Consider the following 25,053-nt stretch of genomic DNA (forward strand, 5'->3'; position numbering starts at 1 on the left):
TCAATCCTTTTGTGTTGAATAAATAAGAAAAAATAAGGGAAAGAGCGGGGGTAATCGGTCTCGAACCTACGGCCTTCAGCTTGGGATCCGCCATGGCGGACTACCAACTGAGCTACACCCGCTTATTGTCAGAAATATAATATTACAAAGGAAAGAAGAATTGTCAATGAAAAGAAAAAGCAAATTCCTGTCTTACTTTTAAAACCATAAAACCCTCCGATTGATCCTGATTCCTTTTGTTGAAGGGACCATGTTGAAAATTTGATTGAACCGGAATAGGTCAGTTGTTTAACAATTATTAAAGAACATACATCTATCTTCCGGAATCAAAGCCCATTACTTTGCTCTTCCGATCCCGAACTGATCTCCGGCTTTGCTTACCTTATGATTGCTGAAATGCACCTCCACCATTTTTTCACTGGCCACATAATTATGGAATTCATCTTTGAGCAGGTATAAAATTTCTCTGGTTTCCACATCGATTACTTCCCCGCTGGACGGATAGGCATATTTTCCGTCCATGCTGAAAGTAATCCATCCGGGCATATCCTGAAGGGGTATGGTCGTCAGTTGCTGATAGGGTGGGGTGGCACTGAATACATGCATGCGCATATTGTGGCCATCGCTGATCCATAATTCTTTTTCATCGGGTGTGAGACCGACGCCATGACTGGGATTCCCATGTCTCCGTACCGGGCCTTTTTCACAACCTTCCACGACTATACTCTGCAACACTTCCCCTGTCTTCAGGTCACCCACTTCAAAACCCAATAGATCATCCACATTGGCAAAAACCAAGGTTTCCTGGCTGTTGATGGTAAAAGGTCTGACCCCATTACTAAAAGGACCAACTTTTTTGATGATGGTATGGTCCTTGGTATCTGTCACATGTAAATAAGGAGATGCAATGTCTGCCAGGTAGGCGTGTTTTCCAGAAGGCCCATAAAGGGTATTGTGTGCGCGCTGATACACCTCAATTTTCTTAATGATATCCCCTGTTTCGCAATCCACCACATTCCAAAAACTTTTTTCCAGAGAAGGGAGATACATGGTTTTCCCGTCAGGGGAAATCGCCATGCGGTCTGGTCCACCCTCATAGGTCTTCTCCCAGATTATCTTTTCCGAACTCAGGTCGATGCGTTGCAGGGTATGGAGGGTGCTGACGAAAATACTGTTGAGCGCCACACTTACTGCCACTCCTTTGACATTGGAAGGTTTGCCGTTGGGAAGATAACCCTGGGTTGGAATTCTTTTGACAAACTGATGGTCATTGTCCATGTCAAACACCAAAATCCCATGACCTCCGTAGCCCAAATAATTCCGGATTCCCGGTACAGCCACATACAGATACCTTCCTGACTCCGGGGATTGGACTTCAGGATCTGCAACTTCATTCTGATAGGGTATCCATGCCACGGAGAATAAGATTAAAATGACGGCGCTGACAATAACTTTGATTTTTTTGGGCTTCATGGTTTTTTCATTTTGGAACAAGTGGAAGAGGAAGTCTATGAAATAAAGATAGACAATAGGGATCAAATGAAAAATTAAACCGCAAAGAACGCAAGGGTTCACTAAGGGCTTTTCATTGCGTTTTCTTGGTGCCATTTGCGGTTAGAATAGTTGATTTGTTGATTTCATGATTTTTTTGTTTTGAAGAAATGGTTGTGGAACCAAAATTTAATAGTAATAAATTTCAACATCATATTTTTTGCGGTGAAAAATGAAATTAATAACCGCATTTTTGCGGCGAATAATTTGTATATTTACCGCAGATCAATTAGAGCAATGGCAAAATACATCTACGAACATCAAAACTGGACGGACTTTTCCTGGGATGATAGGGCGATAAACAACTTGTTTGGGGAAGTTCGCTTAATGCAGGGTAAAATCATCGGACAGATGAATGCTCTGGGTTTTTCTACCAAGGAAGAAGCTACCCTTACTGCCTTAACCTTAGACGTGGTTAAATCATCTGAAATTGAAGGTGAATTGCTCAATTTCGATCAAGTTCGTTCCTCAATAGCAAGACGCTTGGGCATTAACACTGCTGGACTTGTACCCAGTAGCCGGCATATAGAAGGGGTGGTGGAAATGATGCTTGATGCCACCCAAAGGTATGACTTACCTTTAACCGAAAAACGCTTGTTTGGTTGGCATGCAGCGCTATTCCCAACAGGGTACAGCGGACCTTACCCAATAGAAGTAGGACAATTCCGAACAGGGGAAATGCAAGTGGTTTCCGGAGCTTTGGGAAAAGAGAAAATTCACTATGAAGCAGTGAAGCCTCATTTGGTACAAGCAGAAATGAAAAAGTTTTTGGAATGGTTCAATAACGACCACACCCTTGACACGGTTTTAAAAGCAGCTATAGCCCACTTTTGGTTTATCATCATTCACCCTTTTGATGATGGGAATGGCAGGATTGGAAGAGCGATCACCGATATGCTGCTTGCACGTGCAGAAGGCAGCGGACAGCGTTTTTATAGTATGTCCAGCCAAATATTAATAGAACGTAAGCGCTATTATGAAGTATTACAAAGTGTACAACACAGTTCAAAAGATATAACCGAATGGTTGGACTGGTTTTTGAATTGTCTTAAAAATGCGATGCTCGCCACCGAAAATACCACACAAAGCATATTGCGCAAATCCGGATTTTGGAAATTACATGAAAATACACCCATAAACGAACGTCAACGCTTCATGCTCAACAATCTTTTTGACGGTTTCGAAGGTAAACTGCAAACCTCAAAATGGGCGAAAATGACCAAGGTCTCAACCGATACCGCGTTGCGTGACATCAAAGACTTAATGGAAAAAGACATCTTGAAGCAAGTAAATGAAAAGGGACGTAACGCAAACTATGAGTTGACCGACTTTGAATGGGGATAACAAAAAAATTAAACCGCAAAGCACCCAAAGGGTCACTAAGACTTTTTGATTACTTTTTCTTAGCGACTTTGGCGGTTAAGAAATCTCAGCTTTTTTGTAATTTATTTTCAGCCCCATCACCCCCTTCCAACAATCCCCAAAAAGTGAAAAATACCCTGTTTAGGTTGTTTTTGTTGAATAAAGTATTATTAGGGTTAAAGTATTGAATCCTGAAGCAGAAACTATTTGTGGTGACTCCTTCCAACAGCTTTTGGAAAGACAGATTTAAATGGCTCTAGTAAACAGGGAAAATTGGAATTTGGAGTTTTAAGACAATTCAAACACCTTACTTTCCTTTAAGTTGCACTTTTTAAAAATGGCAAAGGCCAAGGGCAGTAAATCCGGTTCGGTGACCTGATCCAAAACTTCCAGGCAGGATTCAAAATCCCCCAGATTTCGGTGGAGTTCTGCCATTAACAAGAGATCCTTTTGGGAGTTATCTTCCAAAACCTTAATCAGATTGCTGGCATTTTCCAGATAAAGCGTTGAGTTTACTGTCTCCAGAATTCCATAGCTTACCAAAAAAAGGTCATTCAAACACCACAGCAGTTTTTTTCTCAGGTAAACTTCTTCTTTCGGGTTTCGGTACACCTTTTCCTGAATGGCCTTTACCCAGCCCTCTTTATCCAGTTCCTCTGCCCAGATTCCATACTCCTGATAATGAGCACTTTTTCGGGCATCTTCCTCCCTGAAATCATCATCCTCAAATTCATCCACTATACTCTCCCTGTCCAACCAAAAAATGGTCCCGCAATCCCCACATCGGGTGATCCTTAGCGTCTCCGGGAAATAAGGTGCCTTCACCCGCCCATCCGAAAAGTACTTCGCACCGATCCCATTGGCCGAAGCCAAAGTCCATTGGAGAATGGATTTGGAGCAGTTTGGGCAGAGGTAGACATTGGTGGATCCGGGAAGCAATTCAATTATTATTTTATGTTGATTGAATCCTTAAAAAAATAATTGAGACAATTACCCGTATTATTTTTTTAAACAATTGTTTTACAAACAATTTTATAGATTTCATAATAAAATCCCCGATTTTTTAATATCTATATTCACTAAGTTCAAAATATATATTTTTGTAATACTCTTCGAAATAGTATTATTTGAAGTTATAATCATTTTTTAAAATGATTTTATACTAAAAGGGAATATAGCCATGTTTGAAAGAGAAATTGATTTTCTCAAATTTTTTAATGTTTAAATCAAATGTCTTACTTTTATCTTCTTAAACTTCTTTCCGAGCCCCAAAGCAGCAGCTGTAGGGTTTTTAATCAATAATTCTCCTTTTTGAAGTCCGGAAATTGATTCTTTGATTTCATGAAACTCTGAACCGGAAACTCCAAATAGATCTTTTATCACCCCATCATTAATGGATTGCTGCTTCATCAAGAGTGGATACTGGGCATTGGCATAGAAATCAAAATAATTACTCTTGTATGAATCCATATTTTGAGTGGCAAGTATGATGGATAAACCTTTATTTCTTCCAATAGCTATCAAATCTCTGAGTGGCTTATTGTCAAAACCCAGCATGTAATGTGCCTCATCTATAATGGTGAAATGCCTTAATTCTACATGGGTATCATCTATAGCTTGTTTCTCAAGCCGTTCATAAATGATGTTTAATTTAGAAACGATGAAGTAAACTATGGCCTTTGCTAAGGGGCCATCTTTGGGAAAGGAATCCATTTTCACAATAAAACTTTCTTCAATCAAGTTGACTTTATCCTGAGTATCAAAAAGATTATTTCGGATCAATTGCTTCAATACAGACTTTACACTATCGTCCTTATCCTGATCTCGTTCCGGTTGAAGGTCTGTGTACTCCTCCAGTATATTTTCAAAAGTTATCGGTGCACCCATAGTCGCCGAATAGGCATTGATGATGGCCTCAGAAAGCCGGTTACTCATATTGGCACTGATCTTGGCAGCATCGATCGCACAAAGCGCATTGGCCATTTCAGAACTGTAGAGATTAATCTCATTCTGAGCTCTTCCGACAAAATTCTTAAATGGAGTAAATGGTAGCGGCTGTCTGATTGGATCTAAGATACAACTTCGATCCACTTCAAATAGACTCAGCCAACTATTATTCGCAGGATCCGAAAACTCCCCTTTGTAATCAAACAAAAGGAAATTTACAGGATAAGGGCTTTCGATGGAAAGTGTCCTGATTTCATTTAATAAAACAGCTAACAAATTAGACTTTCCTGAGCCCGTAGTTCCGGCAATTAAAATCTGGGTATTGGAAATGTCCTTGGTGTTCAAATCAAGCAATGCCGGAATATCATCCTCATAAGACCCGATATTTAAGCTCAATGCCGGAATACTTCCTCTTTTCCCTATTCCACCACTGGCATTGGCAAACATCAACCATTCTTCAAGCACTCCATCTTTTAACAATACATCAGCTCCCCTTTTGATTTCTCCATTGATTACCTTGCTCGCTTCTCTATCAGTACTCCATTCTACTTCTACATTTTTATAACGTAACTTTAATAGCGCAAGAATTGGATTCAATAGATTATGATGGGTGAATAAGGTTTCAAAAATCCTGTTGGATCCAATCTGGATATTTTCAAAGTCTTTTCTACTTCGGGGCTCATTGGAAGAAAGGCCAGCTAACAAACAGATTCGATGAAGCTTACTCTGATTTAAAACCAATGGCTTATTACCTTCGGAATACCTTTTTAAATTTAATCTGGATTCAATCAGATTTCTGATTGGGGCAAGGTCATCCTGAATATTTTCCCCAAGTCGTATATTTTGTAAATTAATGAAGCTCATAGATCAAATGATTATTTGGTAAAATACCCAGAGACAATTTCAGTAAGCTGACGTTCACGGTCTCTTTTGAGTGTAAATGCTTTGGATACAAAAGGCTCAATTTTATCCCAATCTGCCCCTTTCCTTATTTCAGCATCTGAGCTCAATAAAATCGTCTGATGGGAAAGTTCTGGGAAATAATATTCCAAAACTCGGGTCCTACTCTCTTCACTTAATACCCCCATAACCGTATCGATCATCACCGGTGGATCATAATCTCCAAATTCATGTAAAGCCTTTAAAAGAACTTGTACAACTACCTGCTTGGAAGCTGTATTCAATTGATTCAGGTAGATTTCGTTGCCATGATTATGAAACACCTTAAATGTGAGGTTGGAAAGATTTTCTGACAACTCCACCCGATTGATTTGATTTTCATAGACTGGAATCAATCGATTCAAATCCTGCTTCATTTTCAGCTCCAATTGTTGCTTTTTAACCTTCAAAAGCTGATTGGCCACATCTTCGAAGAATCCTTTCAGCTTACCCAAAGTCTCATATCTTGGATCTGGTTCTTGACTGATTTGAATGTCAAATTGATGAAGTTTTTTATCAACCTTTTTGATTTCGCCTTTCAAATCCTCAATGTCAGCCTGCAGCCTTTTTATTTTGGACTCATTATCCTCGTAAGATTTCAACAGGTTATAATCCCTGCCACTGATCTGGGCTTTTAAGGTTTCAATTTGATTTTCCCAGACAGGAACCTGATCTAATGCAATATTCAATTCCAATTGCTGCTGATGCAATCTTGGGAAAACATTTGCTGACTTGATTTCCATTAATTGTTCCAAGGCCTTCACATCTGAAAAATCCAAAAAGGCATAAGGATCTTCTTTCCCATCTACCGAACCTTCAGCCATGACCGCATTGACCAATTCCTCCAAACTGATATCTTTTAAAATCAAGTGATTGCTTTTAAGATAATCTAATATGGAGGCACTGATTGCTTCAACCTGCTCAGGATTGATGTTGATATGGTCTTGTTTGAGTTGCTCTTCTTTGGCTTTTAAAATTAAGTTTACTTCAGATTTAATGGCTTCCAATAACTTTGGAACTACCACATTCAATTCTATCTCCTTTACAAAACTTTCGATTTCAGTTTTGTACAAACTCTCTTTTTTTAATGTATTCTCGATTTGCCCTTGAGTCTGCTCTATTTTACTTTTAATAGTAGTTTCTTGATTCAGACCGGACTTTAGATTATCATACAATTCCTTATTGGCTACTGAATATTGCAGTGCATTTTGCAAATCAAATTCAATGTTTTCCAACTGGGCTTCCATTGAACGTTTGCTCTCAAGAAGTTGAAGGTATTCCTGTCGTTCGTTTTCAACTTGGAGGCGTTGGGCAGTATATTGATTATGTAAAGCCTCAGAAGCCTTTGCCATTTGCAAATACTTGTTGAAACCCATGACATTTTCAATGTTCTCTTTAATTACACGGTTCAGCTGATCTTCTTTCAATAGATTTCCAGCCTCCATGGCATCAAACAAAAAGTATCTGGATAATTCCTGAGGAAGATTGGCTTTAATGATTTTATTGACCTGGGCTTCTTGCTCAATTCTCTGATTAGTGGGAGTAGCTGTACCATAAGTAAAAATGGTCCCATTCATATTGAGCCTGACACTTTCCACTGGCTGGTTATTGGGATTGAGGATGTATGTACGAGTCAGTACATAATCCTGCTCCTGATTCAATACTTTACCACTGAATTTTAACTCCAAAACAATTTTTTGTTCCTGATCTGGGCCTGCACCCGCATTTAGCAATTCTCTAAATTGTCTTTCTGAGTTGATTTTCAATCCGTACAATGCTCCATAAATGGCTTCAAAAAATGTGGTTTTACCACCACCACTTTCACCACCTATCAAAATAATGGGTTTCTCAGGATCAACCGAAATATCCAAGTCCAGGTTGAGATAAGTCTTAAAATTCTTCGCTTTAATATTTTTGATCAGCATGGCTATTGAATTTTTTGAAGTGCTTTTTCTATGATCTTTTCAATCGTTCTGATATCCAGTTCCTGATTGCTGATTTTCTTTTCGTGAAACTGCTTCAACAAATCATCTTTCACCCAGTCAAAATCCAGGTCATGCTGCCCACAAAGGGTTTCTATAAATTCCATGTCTTCTTTTCGGATCCCAAAATGAAGAAAGGTGGTATCTAATCCTTTTCTACTCATGGTTTTTGAGGTTTTTCGGTGGATGGCTCAAAGGATACCCAACCTGTGGTATCTGTGGCACTACTGATTTTGTTTCTGCAATATTTCCAAACCTGTGCATCTCCTGCCCCTTTTGGAACAATGATCCCTCCAATCATGGGTTTTTCATTGCTGGAATTATCCAGTATATATTGATGAAGCGCATTGTGCTTTGCTACAAAATTTTTATCTGAATCAAGGGTTTTCGTGTCAAATAAGCACAACAGACCATTTTTAAGCTTGATCACAAAGTCAACATAAAAGCCTCTGGTAATTCTCTCATGATCTACATAAGTCACCGCAAAATCTTCCTTGTTTTTATCTCCGTTTTTGTACCACCAAGCTATGTATGCATCATTCTTTTCGAGGAAGTTCACAAACTGACGTTCAGGAGTACTAGCACTTTTATATTCATAGAAAGGCTCCATGACGTGGTTATCAGAAGGTCGTTCGTTATAGTGCTCATTATACAACTTTTCTTTTGGCACATCCCAGGAAACGGTTTCTACCTTTTTAGATGCCATTGCCGCCTTTTGCTTCAACAACTGTTCATGCTTTTCCAATGCCACATCAATTAGCTCTACAAACTTGCCCTGATTTTGTGGATACAAGATTACTTTGATGGCCGCAAACTCATCCATCAAAAGATAATCCTCAAACAACATCTTTAAAGCCAATTCCATTACAGGTGTAGAGTCCGCTTTGGCATAGGCTCCCACATGGTTCCTACAGAACTGCCTGAATAAAATATCCAACTCCCCAGTCGTCTTTGCAAATCGCTCCATTTGAGTAACCTGAGTGGCCCCTTCTACAATAACCAGTTCTAAATCTTTGGGAATAGGAATTTCTATGGAAGCAACATCTAGCTCAATTACATTTTCAGCAAGTCGTTTGCGGTTATAGGCATCAATAACTTCTCCTTTGGTATCTTCTAAATTTCTGGTCAATCCAAACTTCTGCTCCGCCGCCTCATACATGCATTTTCTAAACTTGGAGCTGAGACGATTTCTCGTTAGACGGGTATTGATAAAGTAAGAGTTCAGGGTCAGCTGTTCATACATGGCTTTTCGGACTGCCTTATTCTGAACGATGTAGTCCATATCTTCCTGCACAATCTTGACGATATCCCTGCTTAAGTTGGTATACACATAACCATTGTTCAGAATAGGATTGGTATAATGCTTTTGCTCGGGCATTCTAAGGATACGGCCGACAGTCTGTATACCAAAATGCTCTTGCTGTATTTCCCTGAAAATCAATAAAACCCCTGCCCGAGGACAGTCCCAACCCAAAGAAATAGCCTGCTTAAAGAGTAAAACCTCAGCAAAGCCATCATTGGCTTCCAATCCATCCAGATTGGTTTTTTCATTGCTTAGCCAAATGGCTAACTTCCCATTAGAGGTAGTCAGTCCCTTCACTTCCAAATAGGTCTTTACCTCATCAATGATCTCTTTATCAAGTACACTTTCCGTTTTGGTCTCATTAGGAAGCTGGATCAGAAGCAATGGATTGATTTTTACTCCCAAAGCCTCATACGCCTCCGCCAATTCCTTGCGCTTGGCAAGCGCCTCGTCCATCAGGATCTGGTTGAGTGGCCGGCCTTCCTGCTTGTGATGATCCAAGGCGGGGTTCAAGACCACGTTTTTCTTGATCATTCCTTCTTCGATTACATCTTGTCGTCTAATCACATGACCATAACCCGTATATCCAGGGGAAAGCGGGGTCGCAGAAACGTCAATCTCTATCTTAGCATGGATCTTCTGTAGCAGTTCTTTGGCCTTCTTTCCATCTGCATGATAATGTGCTTCATCTAGAATACAGATGATCTCAATATCCTTCAGCATGGAATTGTGGACAAATCGCACCAAGTCTTTCCCTTGCTCATTTTCCTTGATGTAGAGGTTGCTTTCCTTGTTGACTGATTGCCAATTGACGAATAGTATTTCATTTGGCTTGAGTTGTCCATCTGTAATGTCTTCAAACTGTATGGGTTTGATGGACCTCAGTTCGCTGAAGTAATCTTTCAGGGAAAGGTAGGATTGCAGATGCAGCTGATTGGGCGCAAACCAAATATAGGCTACCTTCCTTTTGGGTAAATCCAATTTGTCTGGAAGCTCCTCGGACAGCTGATTGAGGTATTCTGCCATGATGATGGTTTTTCCAGCGCCTGTTGGTGCTTTTAGGACCATCTTCAATCTGGCTCCCGGCAATTTCATCAGGGAGTAAGTATCATTGACTAAAGCAGCTACGGCTGCTTCCTGGTATTTTCTTAGTACAATCATATTTGCCAAAACTTTTCATCTTGCCAATCTTCCGGAAAGCCCATATCCCCCATTAATTCGGGAGAGACTGTTCCAAAAAGTTTCACAAGACGGTTTTTGAATAAACTTTCTTCATTGATCATATCCAGCAGATAGGCCATGGCGCATAAAGCCGGATACAGCTTATTAGGATATACATCCTTATTTTCGATAAATGGAATTTCTGTTTTCTTCGGAAGGTTGATCTGCGTGGTCAATCTCCTGTTCCATAAGCGACCGTGATGGGCACAAATGTTTCTTATGTCTGTAAAACTACGCATCCAATTTTCTAAAAGCTCCACATCATATAGGCCAAAATGCCTCACAACTTGCTTCTTCTCCGGGCTTCGCTTCAGGTTAAAAAACATCAGTGACAATAAGCCAAAACTGCTTACCTCCAATGCCATCCAGGCTGGAGGTGTAAGTGGATCATCGTACTTTTCCTGGTAGTGTTTGATAAAGGTCTCATGGCTTCGCTCGATTTCCTTATGCAGCGAAGTGATGTTCTGCCCAAAGTAAAAATCGTTTCGGTAGAGTGCTGCTTTGGTATGCCAATGACTACCATGACTTATTGCCCACTGGTAGATGATCTGCGTGCGAAGCGCTATTTCTATCTTCTCAATGGCATCAAAGACCAAAAGCCTCAACTTACGATCAAAGGTGTAAATCTCCATGATTTCCTCCATAGAGATTTCTTGGATAAAAGGATGCTTCGGATCATCGTTATCCTGAAAAGGATAGGTATAAGCCCTTAATCGGTAGTAACTGATATTGCTGAGATAGCTCAAAGCTTTCGAACTATCAGAGATGCTTAATCCCCGCTCCATCAGTTTTTGTAACTGCGCTTCAAACGATATGGGCTGCTTGCTGTACTTCATTTGTTAAAAAAAACCAGCCAATGATAACCCCTAAAAATCGAAGACCCGGCCATTTGAGCATTGTGAAGAGGCTTGCCGGGTACAATTAATGCAAAAGTACCAAATATTTGGTAGCGAACAAATGCCTTATGGATAAAAATATTTTTCATGACCGATCAGTTAGCTGCTTGATCTTCAGAAAGCTCATCTTCCAACTCAGGAATATTCTCCCTATTCTCCTTGGGCAATACCTGCGCAAGTGCCTTATAGATAGCATCCGGCAAGGCCGCCAACTCCACCTTTTCCGCCAAGGACTCAAATTCCTCCGTGTAGGCATACTGCCCATTGGAAAAGACATAAACTTTTACTTTTTCTTCGGGCTGATGCTCAGAGATAAACTCCTCCAAAAGTTCCACAGCATCATCAATATACAGGTCATCATATACGATATACACATACTTCCCTTTCCCATCGGTAAATAGCTTATGCCAATCCGCCTTTTCCAACAGAGAAGTCACTTCTTTATACGTATCCTCCTTGATGCACAATAACTCAGTTGCTAAAGTTGTCAGTTTTCGCTTATTGGATAAGGTTGGCTTGCGGTCAACAAAATCACACTGGTAATAGCGAAGGTTGTTGTTTTCCAAACCCTCAACAGGGGTGCCCTTGGAGTTGGTATAGCCTTGGATGATCCTCTTATTCCGTTCGTATGTTACTTCGTCGCAAATGTTGTTCTCGTTATTAGTAACTAAAATACAATGTCTATTTCCCCCATCTTCAGTATTGAGGGCCATTGTGGCATGTAATGTGGTGCCTGAACCAGCGAAGAAATCTAATATCAAAATGTTATTGTTGGAATATAAACCTAAAAGATACTTTAACATTTCAAGATTTTTAGGATTATTAAATTTCCCAAACTCACCTAAAACCTCATTTAATGTTTCGGTTCCATCATTGGTGGAATAGTCAATAATACTTCTCGAATTACTCTCGGCATTTGAGCTGTAAAATAATTTGTTATCAATTTCGAAAACATCACTTTTGGCAACGAACGTTCTTTTCTTTATTGCATAGGATCCTTTTTTACCAGTTACAATTAAATTATTTTTCTCATTATTAATCTTTTCCAATGACCAAGTCCAACAGCCTAACTTCCCTCTAACTTTTGGTGGACGAATTGCCACATAACCCTTTGAGATAAGAGTTTCATCAGTAGTATAAATTTCATCAAAATCATTGGAGGTTTTAGCGAGTTCAATATCATAATCACATACTGCTATTATATCTTTATTCTCAGGGTTATAATAAATAGAATGTCCCAAATTCTGTCGCTTATTCAATATTCCCCCTTCTCCACGAGTAGTAATTGAATCATTGATATAATAATACATTCCATCTTCCTCAAAAACAGGCTTGTTTTTAGAATCCACATTTGTTAAGGACGGAATAACTTTATTTTTTTCATTGTATAATATAGCTTTTCTGTATATTATGATAAATTCGTGGTTCTTTTGGACATTAATGGTGTCATTTTTTGAGTTTTGTTTGTTCTGAATTATCGGACCGATTGAATTTATTTCACCAAAAATTGAATCGCACAATAATTTCAGCTGGGCTTGTTCATTATCATCAATTGAAATAAATATCACGCCTTTATCACTTAAAAGTCTCTTAGCAATTCGTAATCTTTTATCTATAAATGATAGCCACTTGCTATGTCTGTAGCTGTCTTCCTTATCTACAAAACTGTCATTGTATTTAAAGTCTTTATTCCCCGTATTGTATGGAGGATCAATGTAAATCACATCAATTTTACCTTCATGGGTAAAGGTGAGTGCGTTTAGGGCATGAAGGTTATCCCCTTCAATCAAAATATGATTGGGATGCTCATCTCCGTTAATAATGGCTTTTTCTTTGACTTCGCGCAGGACAGGTAATTTGGTCCGGAGTTCTTCTTCCACATCTTCGGGCTTATCTTCCCATACCAGTCCGTACTTCTTTTTGGTATTGACGAGGTTAAGCAGATAGGCCTTTTCATCGCTATTGAGACCTTCCAGTTGTTTGATTTTATCGAGTAGTTCTTTTTTATTCATGGGTTTACTTCCAGATTATTTCCACCATTTTGGCGAGTAATTTATGTCGCTCTTCGAGTTCTTCAGGACCAAATTGCGTTAGCGCCCTGAGTCCTAAGCCAAACTTTTGGTTGAATAGATTTAAGTCTAAGTTGCTATGGTAAGTAGCGGGTATTAAGGTTTCATTCCAAATCAAGGTACCTGAATATGTATCTAGCTTATCTGAATACTTTTCTTTACCACTTGATTGATTGGCATTGCCTCTAAGCAGAAGTAATCCTCCCAGCCTATTTCTTTCCCGTTCGAAGACATCTTCATCGTTATTGAATAAAGCAAGATTATCCTCGTTCCAGCTAAGAATATGTTCGATGTGATAGCCGTTAACCGGTCCGGTATTTCTTACCAGGTTATCAAAACTCACTTCAAAAGGAACTTGAAGGCCTTTGGTCATGAAATGCTCTATACGAGAAAGGAAATAACGGTTGAAGCGGGTAGGTAAATCCGCATATCCTACGTCCTTGAAATAGTTGTATGAAAAAGCCTGTTCCACTGTTTGATTTTTCTTATCTGTAAGCGTATGGATCAGATGCGTTTCAAATATCGCAGGAATTTCATCACAGCTTTTTTCCCGTATATCCTGACTGATCGCATAGATCAGGTCTGCCATTACGTTATTGACATAGGCCTTCTGAAGGTGAAGTAGCGTATAAATCCTGTCGTAGTGGTAACCTATCAGCTTGATTTTTTCATCTTCGTCGGGATCATTGAGTTTGCAAGCACTTAGAATCATTACAAAATGGCCATTGAGATCATTTAGCTGATTGAAATATAGGTGCTCAAAGCCTGAATGAAACGCTGCCCTTAGTCTTCTGATTTTCGCGTAGAGGTTGGTAAAGTAGATAAATTCATTTTTAAGAAATACCTTGGTCCTCGCAGGATTTCGATTGAGTTTAAAATACTCCTCTACTTCTTCCGTGAAAAGAATCCTATGGTAATTTTTACTGGTATACTTTTCACTAATTCCTCTCGTTCCTACGATTTTGGAACGGATAAAAATCTCAAAAAACTGGTCAATTTCATCCTGTCCAAATTCCTCAAGAGCATCCACTTGCTTATCCCAAATCTCATTAATCCCTAAGGAATTTAATTCGTCCTTATCGATTTGTCCTAAGAGTTTGCCTTTAAGTATTTCATGCGGTTTCAAACTTACACCACGGTCATTTATCACTTCAAAAACCATTGGTACATCATCCTGTACTACGTCCAGATTTAGGATTTCTATTCTCGTTAGCAAATAATAAACAAATGTATCGTATCGATGAATCGTGGTCAATTCCCGTTCCAGCCATTGTCTGATGATCCTGGAATTTGTCACCATATTGGCAGCGGTTTTTCCAGAAGATGTATTGATTTCTTTGAAGGGTTTATTCTCAAATAAGGACTTCATGCATTCCAAATGCTTGACATGATTGAGATAAAAAATCTTCTTTGGACCAGAAGTACCATAGATTCTCTCCTTAACCCATTCCACCAATTCACTCTTAAATTCCTCTCTATTTCCCAAATGAAAAAGTTGGATAAAAATAAGAGTTAGCGTAGTGAATCGTTGCTGACCATCTACTAAGTAAACATTACCATTTACCTCATTGGTCACATAGGTATTGAGAAAATATTGGCTTATTTTCTTACTGGCATTTTCGGGATCCAAAGACTCTCCGATTTTGACATAATCGATATTAAATTTATAAAACAGATCATCCAACAATCTTTCTACAGGGTCTTTGGACCATTTGTATTGCCTCTGGTAAAAATCAATCTGGTATTTAGTGGCATTGAATGCCTGCTCCAGATTTTTAGGTATTGGTTTTATTGCCATTATTTAGTCTTCATTTTCGTCTTCAAGAATTTCATCAGGTCCAATTTCTGGAAGAATCAGCCTACTGGCATCCTCTTAGGCATGTTTCTGAAGCATTATGATTCAAAATTCCAATTAAAGGGAATTTGGTATAGCTGATACCTTAGAAGACCCTGTCACAATCACTTTATAGTTTAGCAGAAATCTTCCAAAAGACTTAATATTTGGACGACTTTCACATAAATTTCCATTAATTCTGGAAATTTAAATTCAAAATCTAAGAAATTTTAAGTTTGAATATAATTGTTTTTGACCATTTTTTTAGTATTATTCTATTTTCTCAAATTTCAAATTCAGTAAATTTTATCGTTTTTTTCTTAAGATTTGAATCTATGAATTATTTTTACTTTAAATTATCCTGGTGCAGAGTGAGCATACAAATCAACTATTTAGCAAATTCAAAATTTAAAGATTAACCCATTTAAGTTCTATAAGAAATCATTTATAACCGCGTCTCTCATTTCATTTGCGGTTAATGTTTTTAAAACCTTGGCTCCATAATTAATAAGCGTTTTATAGTGTTCAATTGTCGATTTTCTGTCTTGCAAAAAGATGAAAAGTTTATTACCATTAGTTAAATATTCTTTGAAGTAATTAACTGTCTGCGATGCGTTTTGTAATTCACCATCAGTAATAATTACTGTCACTAACGGATTTTTTGAACTGTCAATGATTTCTTGAATTCTTATAATTGGGAAGCTTGTCCCTCCACTGCCATTTAAAAGCAACTCTTCTCTTACATAGTCATAGTCTTTTGTCCAGCCAATATTTACAGAAATTCTATCAGAAAATCCGATTAGTGCAATTTGATTCTTTCTACTTTCAAAATATTTTATAATACCATAAGCGGATAATACTGCTTGGTGTAGATTCGATTTGGGATCTGTAATTGCTCCCATACTACCAGAGGTATCTATTATTAATAAAAGGTCTGTATCTTTTTTTTCAGATCCTGCACTATATACAGGATTTTGCACCCATTTTTTTGTTGTTACACCGGGAATAATCACAGGAGAAGTTGAGAAAGAAAGCATTATATCCATTTCTTCTAAAGGGTCTCCCAATTTCCAAGATGTAGGATAGTAGTAATTGTCATTTGAGCCTTTAGGAGATTGTTCAATAATTGGAATTATATCAGTGTTTTGAGCATCAAACCAAATTTTCTGTTTTTCTTTCTCTGTTAAGGATGAAAGGCCTGCTGCAGACAATATTTGACCAAATTGTTCTAATGATGCTTCATGTGCAAATTGAATAAGTGCTTCTTTAATTTTGTCTGGTGACTGGAAAACAAATTGACTCCCATTTTCTTGAGAATCTTTAGTTGGAGTTATTTTAGGTTGTTCATTTTGCTGTTCATTTGATTTACCTGAATCAGTGGATGATTCCGCTTGCTGTTTTTCTTCCTTTTTATCCTGTTCAAATAACTTAAAAAACGAATGGGTGTAATCAATGGTCTTTGAAATGAATAAACCTTTATTATCAATTCCCTCTTCTTCAAATTTTTCTGCTAGAGAATTTACTTCGTTTATTAGTTCATCATCATCTTCAAAAAGCTCTAAACTTTCTTTCCAAATAGCCTCCTTGGTAAGAAACATTAACTTAGAATGCCTCGGCAAGTCTTTAAACGATTCATAGCCTCCTTTTTTAATCCAGGCTATCTCGCTTTTAAGTGTTGCAGATTTATGACGATAAAAGTTCTTTGTATCAATGATTATGTCTGCTGCCTGGTTAGCAAGACTTCTTGATAAGGGAATAATATCAATTAAGTGGCGTGAGTAATTTTGATTATAGGTGTCAATAATTGCTTTCAACATTCGAAAATGAGTTAACACATCAAAAGGGCAGCACATAAAGTGTTCTACCTCGTGTCTTGTGAGAACTCGCACTTCTTCTTGAAAATCTTTATAGCTCTTTGGTAACAGACCAAAGTTTAAATGAATTTGCCAGGTTTCGCCAATACGTATAGAGTATTCACCTGATTTGTAATTGCTAGAATCTGGAAGAATAAATTCAATCTTTGGCAGGGGAATGCCAAGAGATCGATTGTATTCGTTTAAGAAAACTTGTTTACAAGCCTCAATGGCTTTTCCTCGATATATTTCATAATTATCCGACATTGTGTTTTTTTAGAAAAATAAATATCGGATGATCTTCTTTGCCTTGAAAAACAAACCTTAAACTACTTTCACCTGATCCTTCATTTAACCTCTCCATAGAAAGATTAAACTCTCCTTCACCCAAGTCCGATAACACTTCTGTTTTATTATATGTAGGATTAAAATTGCTATTAAATTTCGATTTAATAATTTGTTCAAGTTCAAAGCACTCCTTTGCTACTATTAGATTAAGGTCTTTAAAAGAAAGTTTAAATACGTGTGGAGGTAACGATTGAGAACCGATTTTTCTTCTCTTTTTTTCTATGATATCAGCCAAAAATTGACGGTTAGGAATATCATATCTATCTGTAAGTTCATATTTGATTTTATTTAATTCTTGGATATCATTAGTGCGCTCAATTCTGTTATTAAATGTGGTGATTTCGTTGTAGACTGGCAAATAAGATTGTTCCAAGATTGGAATTATTTCTTTTTTTGTAACCAAAAAATTATTTCTATCATCTTTTATCCTTTGGGTAAATTCCTTGAATTCTGCGGTTGTTAATTTGCCCATTTTTACTTTTTCGAAGGTTTGAAGAAGCGGAAATAACCCTTCGAATTCAGAACAAATCATTTCAATTATTTCCCTAGTTGATTCAAGTTCAATATTTAATGAGAATACACCTGCATCAAAACGACTTTCGCTAATCTCCTTTTTAAAAATTTTACTTAAAGACGAACGATGCCAAATCATAAAAGGTGCTAAAGCTTTTATGTGTTTTAATTCTACCTCGCTGTCGCCTAAGAACCAAGCTAATGCTTTCCCATAACGGTAAAGATCTTCCTTTACCCTTACACTTAAAGGGTTGATTATTTTGTTACACACTTTATTTACTTGATAATAGTGGCACTCAGAAGGCTTAGTGCAAAGTCCATTTTCAACTGTTATTTTATCATTTGACTCTTTTGAAATTCTATCACAAATTCTATATGACGAGATAATGATATTAATTAGTAGTTCTGCTTCTTCCGAATACTTTAACTCTCGAACTTCTTCTTGTGCCTTACGTAAATCAAAATTATCAAGGTATGATGCAAGATTATCAAGTTTATTAGACTTGTCTTTTTCTCTTCCAATCGTACTTAGGCTTTCATAATCAGGCATTGTAATGGGAAGAGCTACAGCAAACCTATCTTTGAAAGGCAATGACATATCCCAATTTGAATTAGTATCATCTTTTGGGTTCATTGTAGCAAACAAAGTAAAATTTCCTAATCTCTTAGGCTCATTATGATACTTAACAGAGCTTTCTGCTAAAAGTGAAAGTAAAATATTTTGGGCATAAGGAGACAGACGATTGATTTCATCAATTATCTTCCATTGTGAATCGACAAAATCATTCCATATAACATCCACTTTCTTTTCGCCACTTGCATTTTCAGACAATTCCTTAGCTCCAGTTAATTGGGCAATATCTAAGCTACCGAGAATCTTTTCTTCTGTCAATTGAGGATGACCTCTTAGTATGCAATTTTCAATTGAGTCCTTAGATAACTGATGAAAGACTTGACCCAGATATTTTGCTAATGTTGTTTTTCCTCCTCCGTGGCCTCCATATAAAAGCATAGTACCTCTATCGACTAAAGCATTTATGGAAGCCAAAGTTTCTACTAAATAAACTTTTCTTGTTTTTAAACTTTCAGAAGAAAAATTTATATCCGGTAATTCATCATTATGGACATATAGATTTCCCAGTCTTATCTTATCTAAGGCCTTAATCAGCTCTATGTTGTTTGTTGGCATCTAGTATTTCTTTTTAATTTCGATCTTAATAAGGTCTTGCTCTAATAACTTCTTAATTAATATTACATCGTTCAAATCATCAGTTGTAATAACTCCCTCACTTGAATTGTTACATTTCTTTTCTACCCATTCTAAGTGCTTTTCCATTCCAGATTTTTGTAAAAACACTTCAAATTCTGAGCGAATTTCATTAAAACAATTAAAAGTGGATGTGAAATAATCTCTTAGAAAAAGAATGATATTATTATTCTCGTTAAGTTTTAAAATACCTCCTTTAAGACCTTCAATGTTTGACTCTATACCTTGCTTTATTTTTAATAATTCCTGGTTGTTTGATGATAGACTTTGAAGTAATTGTATCTTACTCTTAGCTTCGAATTCCTTTACTCTTTCATTGAATTCTACCTCAATTTCATCTTTTAAATTCGTTTGCTGTTCAAGGTATTTTTCAATAGATTTCGCTTTAGCTTTTAATATTTTTTTGGTAACATCACTTGACTTGTTGGAATTGGTAGTCAAAACATTTTCACCTATGATTTTGGTATATTCATCAATTATTGAGATTACTCCACCTTTTTTGGAGAAACTATTCCAATTCGGATTAAAATTTATTGAGATTGATTGGTTGAAAAAGTTCTTTATTTTGTTGTAATGATCTTCTACTTCAGCCCAAGTCTCATCAATAAATTGATTTAAAGCATTTAAAACTCCCTTTTCATAGTTTACTTCTTTGTCGAGCTTTAGGAAGATACTCTTTAAGGTTTCGTCTTGAGATAACGCTACTTTTGAATCGTGTAATAAAGAAATACCTTTCTTAATTTCCTTAACTCTATTTTCTACCTTTATAATGATTGATTGAGTTTTCTCAGTCTCATTTTGGGGCTTTAAACTTTGCCCCCTGTCTATGATTGATTTTAAATAATCGTTGTAGAAATCTATATGGCTAGCCTTTTGATTATCGGTGTAAAGCTGATCATTTTTAGAATATTGTAGTTCTTGTATAGACTCTAAGCCATCTAAAGTGGTAGTAAGCGTTTCAAAGTAATCATCAATATTATTCTCAAATTGACTTGGATCTTTTAGAAGATTGTCTGTTTGTTTTTTTAGCTCTTTGGTTATGTCTTTTAAAAGAGGATAAAAAATTGAATTTTCAATTTCTAGAATAGCCTTATTTGAATTGATGGATTCAATTGAATTACTAATGTTTGAATCAGCATAGTGATCAACTAAGTACTTTCTTAGCTTTTTTGAGTTTGCGTTATTTTTATCAGCAGTAATTTCATCTACCCAACTTATAAAATAATCTACTCCAGGTGCTGTAATTACTTCATAAAGATCATTAAACAGTTTGGTTAGTGATTTTTGATATTCTATGAAATCTTTTTCATCCTTTATGTTACTCAAGGTTCGCTCAATTCCAAATAGTCGTTCCTGCCACTCTGATTTTGATAGCTCATCTTGAATCTTTGTTTTATAACTTGGATTACTTTTTTGTTGTAAAGCAATTTCAAGTTTTTCATAATATGCTGAAATATCTATCATTCTTCTATTGGTGTTAAAAGTTGATTAATGAAGTTTTGAATCTGTGTTATGCTTTCAGCTGAGTTTTTGATTGCCCTCATTTTAGAAACCATTTCATTGAATTCTCCATTCAGATTATTAGTGATTGTAACTAGTGCTTTGTAAAACTTCTCTATTTTGTCTGGATAAATGGTCGGTCTAGTAAATGGATTATAGCAATTTTTGGTATCGCCAAATAGTTTTTCATATTCTTCAGACTCTTTCAATTTATCCTTCAAATACCTTTTTTTCCATAAGTAACCATTGTTTCTTGGTATAGGGAATTCAAAACCTATTAGCTTCTTAGTCAAACTATCTTCATATAATTTATCAATCTCCTCCTGTATTAAATCAATCTTTTCCTTTTGTGTAGAAACATCATCAAAAATTTCATCAAGTTGTTCATTAAATAATTTAGCATCCTTTGCCACTTTTGACAAATGTTGAATTACTGAAAATATTATTAAGGATGTTGAATAAGTGGGTTCATTTGTGAGTACTTTTTTTATTAGAGTAATGCCTTTTAATGCCTTATTGAGATTCTCAGGATATGCTGATAAATTCTGGCTTTCATCAAGAATTGTTTTTAATTCATCTAATTTTGTAACTATTTTTACTCTGACCTCACTAAAGTTGGATTCTAATTCATAGAGTTCTTTTGTTATTCTATTGATAACATCTTCAATTGAAAGGGTTTTTAAATAATTCAGGCTATAAAGGGTGTCAGTTAATTCTGGTAATAGATACCCACCAAGTACATTGTGGTATGACTTTATAAAGCCGTTTTCTTGTTTAGAGCTTAAAAATGAAAAGTATTCATCAATATTGTTGATTTCGTCTTCATAAATAAGAGAATCAGTAAGCTTGGTTAATTTACTTATAAAAGAAGAGCTTAAATCAAAATTTATCGAGTGTGATTCTAATTCCTTTTTGTTCTTTGTAAGTATTGAAAGTAGATTTTTAAAGTTGACTGCTTTTGCTACATTTTCCTTATCAGCATCAAACTTGAAATCGTTTTTGCAGAGTTCAAGTAGTTGTCTAATGTTATCATCTATGCTTTTGTTTTCAAATAAGTATAATAAGGCCACATCAATAGTAAACGAGTCATAAGACTCTGACTCGTCCTTTATCAATTTTTCAAGAAATGAATATTCCCAAACATTGCTTCTAAAATCATCTTGTTTGCAGATGTTTTCTTCTAGTTTGGTTTTGTATTCAGCATTCGCAATTTTATGAATTGACTTGAATGTTGAATTATCTCCATCGAACAGTAATTTTCTATAGTGCTCAATTGTTCTAATAGTCTCTTTCTTCTCAGTCCAAGGTCTGTCACCAATGACTTTGATAATATCCTTAAGATTTAAAATCGATTCATCCTTAACAAGAGTTAAAATGGCAGGCTCTCTGCTTGATACACCAATTATTCCTATTTGAGAGACAGAATCAATGTAATCCCTGATTTGACCACCAAAGTTTAACTGGTATGACTCTAAATCAACTACATCAATTTTGTTTAGGGAATAAATTGCCTTTGGATGATTAGAATCGCCATCTTTGTATAATAGATTTGTTCTAAAATCATCAATCTTTTCATTCTTGTCGAAATATATAACTCGTATTACAATATCACCGTCTTTATGAAACTTGTCATAAAAGTTCGCATAAAGATGTTTTTGAAGATCTTCTAAATATTTGTCTAAGATTTCATTTGAGAGGGCAGGAATGAAGTAATTATAAAAATTTTCTTCTTTATGGAAGATTAATGGCAATGCTTCTTTTAGATTTACATCTGCAAGTAGGGCTGATGCTTGTTCATTTTTATACTTGAGTTTTGGAGAGCCAATCGGCTGTTCAATTGATTCTCTAATAGCGTATAATGATAACTGTAGAAATACTTTATTGTTTCTTGTTAATTTACATTTGTCAAAAATATCAAAGGTATTACTCATCAATACATCTATATTTCCTTCATCTATTGATTTTGTGATTTGGTCAAAAATTTTAAGAATAAAGTCTAATGTTTCCCTTGTTTCCTTTATAGAATCATCTTGGTAAAGACTTATGAAGTCATAAGTAAGTTCTAATAGTGGAAGTAGGAATGTATTTGAAAGAACTTCATCTGGTTTATTGTCATTAATCATTCCAAAACCGATTTGTCCATTCTCGTCAGCAATTCCAGATAGTATAAAACTAAAGAAAGGTTCAATGTGTTTCGCGTAATCAACATGAGTATAATTTCCTTCTTCTTGATATTTAAGAAGCTTATCATTGTAAATGTCCTTTTGAAGTTCAGGAAGGATATCTTGGTCGGCATTTAATAATTTACTATTGCAATAGAAAAGGTTTACACATTCCCGAAGGTCGGTTTTATCAGTTTCATCTAATTCAAAACTATTAGGTGCAAAACTTATTAATTCTTTTGCCAAATATTTAGACTTTGTTCTTCCAGGAAATTGGTTAAAAAAATCTGTTTTCAGATATGTCACCGCTTCTCCACCATCGTCAATAGGTTCATTAAAAATTGTTTTAGTGATTAATTCACTAAAACTAAGAGTAGCTAAATCTTCAAATTGTCCTAATGAATCACGCAGTTTCATTATATGCCCGGGCCTGCATCTTGAAAGCCACCAAATAAAATTAATATAGCCTTTAGGGTCATTCTTTAAGAAAGACCTTTGTAATAAATTTGAAGTTGGAAATGGGATCGGTTTTGTTTTTAACCTTCTGTTTGCAGCTGTCTCACTATCTGAATTATTGTCTCCTCTTTCCTTAGCTATCTCATAGCCAGAAGCTGGACCATTCCCAATAATCAAATAGAATAGGTTTGTGTCTTGTACAATTTGGTCAAAAAGTTCTCTTAATACTCCGCCTCCCGATGTTTCAATGTATTTCTTTAATTCATAGAATTTAGATTCGAATTCATCGATTAACAGAATTGGTCTGTGACTCGTATTAACTGCTTCTAAAATAACTGATTTTGAGAAGGTATTGTCAAAGATCAAATGAGCTTTTGAATCTTCAATTACTTCAACTTGCTTAAAGTCCTTAAGATATTTATTTAGGTCACCAGCATTAAACTCAGGAAAGAATATTCTCTCTAAACTTGACCAATCTTCGCCTTTTAGTGCTTCTATTTGGTTTAAAAGAAGCTTGTTTATGAATGGCCCCAATTGGTCATTTTGTATTTTGCCTGTTGGCTGCTTTAAAGCAAATTCTTTTACTGCTTTGGTTATTTCGTCAAGCGAAATAAGGAATGTTGGAGTTTTTAGTTTGCACCATCCATAGTGAAATATGTAATAGAGTGAATTAGTTTTACCTATCCCAAAAGCCCCTTGGAGCATAATTGGTTGAATTTGTTCTTTATTCACACTCGCTTTTAGAGTGTCCTGCTCAAGTTCTTTTCGTAAATTTTTGTGGTCTGGACTTAAATCAATCCACCTTGTCGTCTTAATTAATGGGATATATGCTGACATATTATTTCAATCTAATTTTAATGGATTCTTTAACTTGCTCAGAAATCAGAGTGTATTTTCCTGCTTGAAGTTTCGCAAATACTGTCTTCTCGTTGTTTGATATTCCGGTAATTTCCTCATTATGATTTGTAACTAATTTTATCCTATCTGGTGTGTACACGGATAGGACAAATCCATCTTCGTTCTTTCTGATAAAAATTTTAAACGGAAGACTTTCATTATCTAAAAGAAGATACTTGTCTTCACTGTCAATGCCAGATTTTGCTGCAAGTGCAATTGTTGGTTCTTTTTGAGTTTGATCAATATAGAATTTAGGATATTCTGTCTTGCCGAATATTGAAATTACAACCCCTGCATCCTGGCTTTGTCTATTCTCCAAGAAACTTAGCAATGAAAGGACAGAATGGTTGATGTATTTAGCTCTTGAAATTTCAATATCTCTAAACTCTTGTTGAGCTTCAGATAAAGTTTCAGAAGCTGCTTTTAAATAATCAGAAATAGGTTCATTTACTAATTCAAAAGCTTCTGACTTTGCAAAAGATTTTGACTTCAGTTCATAATAGCCAACATATTCATCTAGTAATTCTGCAAGAATTGGCTGGTCATTCCAAGTTTCAACCAAAAATGGAAATCCTATTATTGAAGGGTCGTTACATACTTCATCGCTTTGTGTAGCCATTTCAATGAATGGGCTGATTATTAAAACTCTGACAGAAAGTTCACCTTCAACATCATCAGGATCACTATTTATTAATACGATAAATGGGTGCGATGTTTTTTGTGAAATACCTTGAAAGTCATCATATTCATTTTTAACTGTCCAGATTTGATTTCTTTGAATTCGAGGTTGTATTTTGAGATGCCTTGTTTGGTTTACAGTTTTGGAGCGTTTTATAAACAGTTTTGTCAAGTTTTCAATATCCTTTTCTGTTGTGACAACTTTTTCAGAATCTTCTGAAAAGGTGTCTACTTGACTTTTTAGAAATTGAATAATGGGTTTCATTCTTTGCTGT

At 36.1% G+C, this 25,053-nt stretch carries 15 protein-coding genes; 1 reads left to right on the forward strand and 14 read right to left on the reverse strand.

What is annotated here, in order from left to right:
• Positions 1 to 336: 336 nt before the first annotated feature.
• Entirely contained in the window at positions 337 to 1,473 is a 1,137-nt protein-coding gene (locus tag ACFSKV_RS14560) for a YncE family protein (protein ID WP_380804244.1), read from the reverse strand.
• A gap of 315 nt (positions 1,474 to 1,788) precedes the next feature.
• Between ACFSKV_RS14560 and ACFSKV_RS14565 the strand changes: the two genes are divergently transcribed.
• On the forward strand, positions 1,789 to 2,895 hold the full coding sequence (locus tag ACFSKV_RS14565; protein WP_417774592.1) for a Fic family protein: 1,107 nt from the start codon (positions 1,789 to 1,791) through the stop codon (positions 2,893 to 2,895).
• Between the two features lie 306 nt (positions 2,896 to 3,201).
• Here ACFSKV_RS14565 and ACFSKV_RS14570 read toward each other — a convergent pair whose 3' ends face one another.
• The 13 genes from ACFSKV_RS14570 to ACFSKV_RS14630 all read right to left on the reverse strand — a co-directional run bounded on the left by ACFSKV_RS14570 (position 3,202) and on the right by ACFSKV_RS14630 (position 25,043).
• Positions 3,202 to 3,852, reverse strand: a complete 651-nt coding sequence (locus ACFSKV_RS14570) for a hypothetical protein (RefSeq protein WP_380804248.1) — start codon at positions 3,850 to 3,852, stop codon at positions 3,202 to 3,204.
• 282 nt (positions 3,853 to 4,134) lie between these two features.
• Positions 4,135 to 5,724 carry an ATP-binding protein gene (locus tag ACFSKV_RS14575; protein ID WP_380804250.1) on the reverse strand — a complete coding sequence of 530 codons (1,590 nt, stop codon included), beginning with the start codon at positions 5,722 to 5,724 and terminating at the stop codon, positions 4,135 to 4,137.
• A gap of 11 nt (positions 5,725 to 5,735) precedes the next feature.
• On the reverse strand, positions 5,736 to 7,724 hold the full coding sequence (locus ACFSKV_RS14580) for an AAA family ATPase (protein WP_380804252.1): 1,989 nt from the start codon (positions 7,722 to 7,724) through the stop codon (positions 5,736 to 5,738).
• A gap of 2 nt (positions 7,725 to 7,726) precedes the next feature.
• Positions 7,727 to 7,945, reverse strand: coding sequence for a DNA modification system-associated small protein (locus ACFSKV_RS14585; protein WP_380804254.1), 219 nt, complete (start codon positions 7,943 to 7,945; stop codon positions 7,727 to 7,729).
• Complete coding sequence (locus tag ACFSKV_RS14590) at positions 7,942 to 10,245, reverse strand: DEAD/DEAH box helicase (RefSeq protein WP_380804257.1); 2,304 nt, start codon at positions 10,243 to 10,245, stop codon at positions 7,942 to 7,944. The genes ACFSKV_RS14585 and ACFSKV_RS14590 overlap by 4 nt, the downstream gene beginning before the upstream one ends.
• Entirely contained in the window at positions 10,242 to 11,141 is a 900-nt protein-coding gene (locus ACFSKV_RS14595; protein WP_380804259.1) for an Abi family protein, read from the reverse strand. The genes ACFSKV_RS14590 and ACFSKV_RS14595 overlap by 4 nt, the downstream gene beginning before the upstream one ends.
• A 155-nt stretch (positions 11,142 to 11,296) precedes the next feature.
• Entirely contained in the window at positions 11,297 to 13,213 is a 1,917-nt protein-coding gene (locus ACFSKV_RS14600) for a site-specific DNA-methyltransferase (protein WP_380804262.1), read from the reverse strand.
• Positions 13,214 to 13,217: 4 nt separating this feature from the next.
• Positions 13,218 to 15,068, reverse strand: a complete 1,851-nt coding sequence (locus ACFSKV_RS14605) for a DUF262 domain-containing protein (RefSeq protein ID WP_380804264.1) — start codon at positions 15,066 to 15,068, stop codon at positions 13,218 to 13,220.
• 467 nt (positions 15,069 to 15,535) lie between these two features.
• On the reverse strand, positions 15,536 to 17,224 hold the full coding sequence (locus tag ACFSKV_RS14610) for a vWA domain-containing protein (RefSeq protein ID WP_380804266.1): 1,689 nt from the start codon (positions 17,222 to 17,224) through the stop codon (positions 15,536 to 15,538).
• Complete coding sequence (locus tag ACFSKV_RS14615; protein WP_380804269.1) at positions 17,214 to 19,007, reverse strand: AAA family ATPase; 1,794 nt, start codon at positions 19,005 to 19,007, stop codon at positions 17,214 to 17,216. The genes ACFSKV_RS14610 and ACFSKV_RS14615 overlap by 11 nt, the downstream gene beginning before the upstream one ends.
• Positions 19,008 to 20,549, reverse strand: a complete 1,542-nt coding sequence (locus tag ACFSKV_RS14620) for a hypothetical protein (protein WP_380804271.1) — start codon at positions 20,547 to 20,549, stop codon at positions 19,008 to 19,010. It lies immediately after the preceding gene.
• On the reverse strand, positions 20,546 to 24,040 hold the full coding sequence (locus tag ACFSKV_RS14625) for a hypothetical protein (protein ID WP_380804273.1): 3,495 nt from the start codon (positions 24,038 to 24,040) through the stop codon (positions 20,546 to 20,548). The genes ACFSKV_RS14620 and ACFSKV_RS14625 overlap by 4 nt, the downstream gene beginning before the upstream one ends.
• Position 24,041: 1 nt before the next feature.
• Positions 24,042 to 25,043 carry a hypothetical protein gene (locus ACFSKV_RS14630; protein ID WP_380804276.1) on the reverse strand — a complete coding sequence of 334 codons (1,002 nt, stop codon included), beginning with the start codon at positions 25,041 to 25,043 and terminating at the stop codon, positions 24,042 to 24,044.
• Between the last annotated feature and the right edge of the window lie 10 nt (positions 25,044 to 25,053).

The sequence above is a fragment of the Shivajiella indica genome, from assembly GCF_042683085.1.
Lineage (GTDB): Bacteria > Bacteroidota > Bacteroidia > Cytophagales > Cyclobacteriaceae > Shivajiella > Shivajiella indica.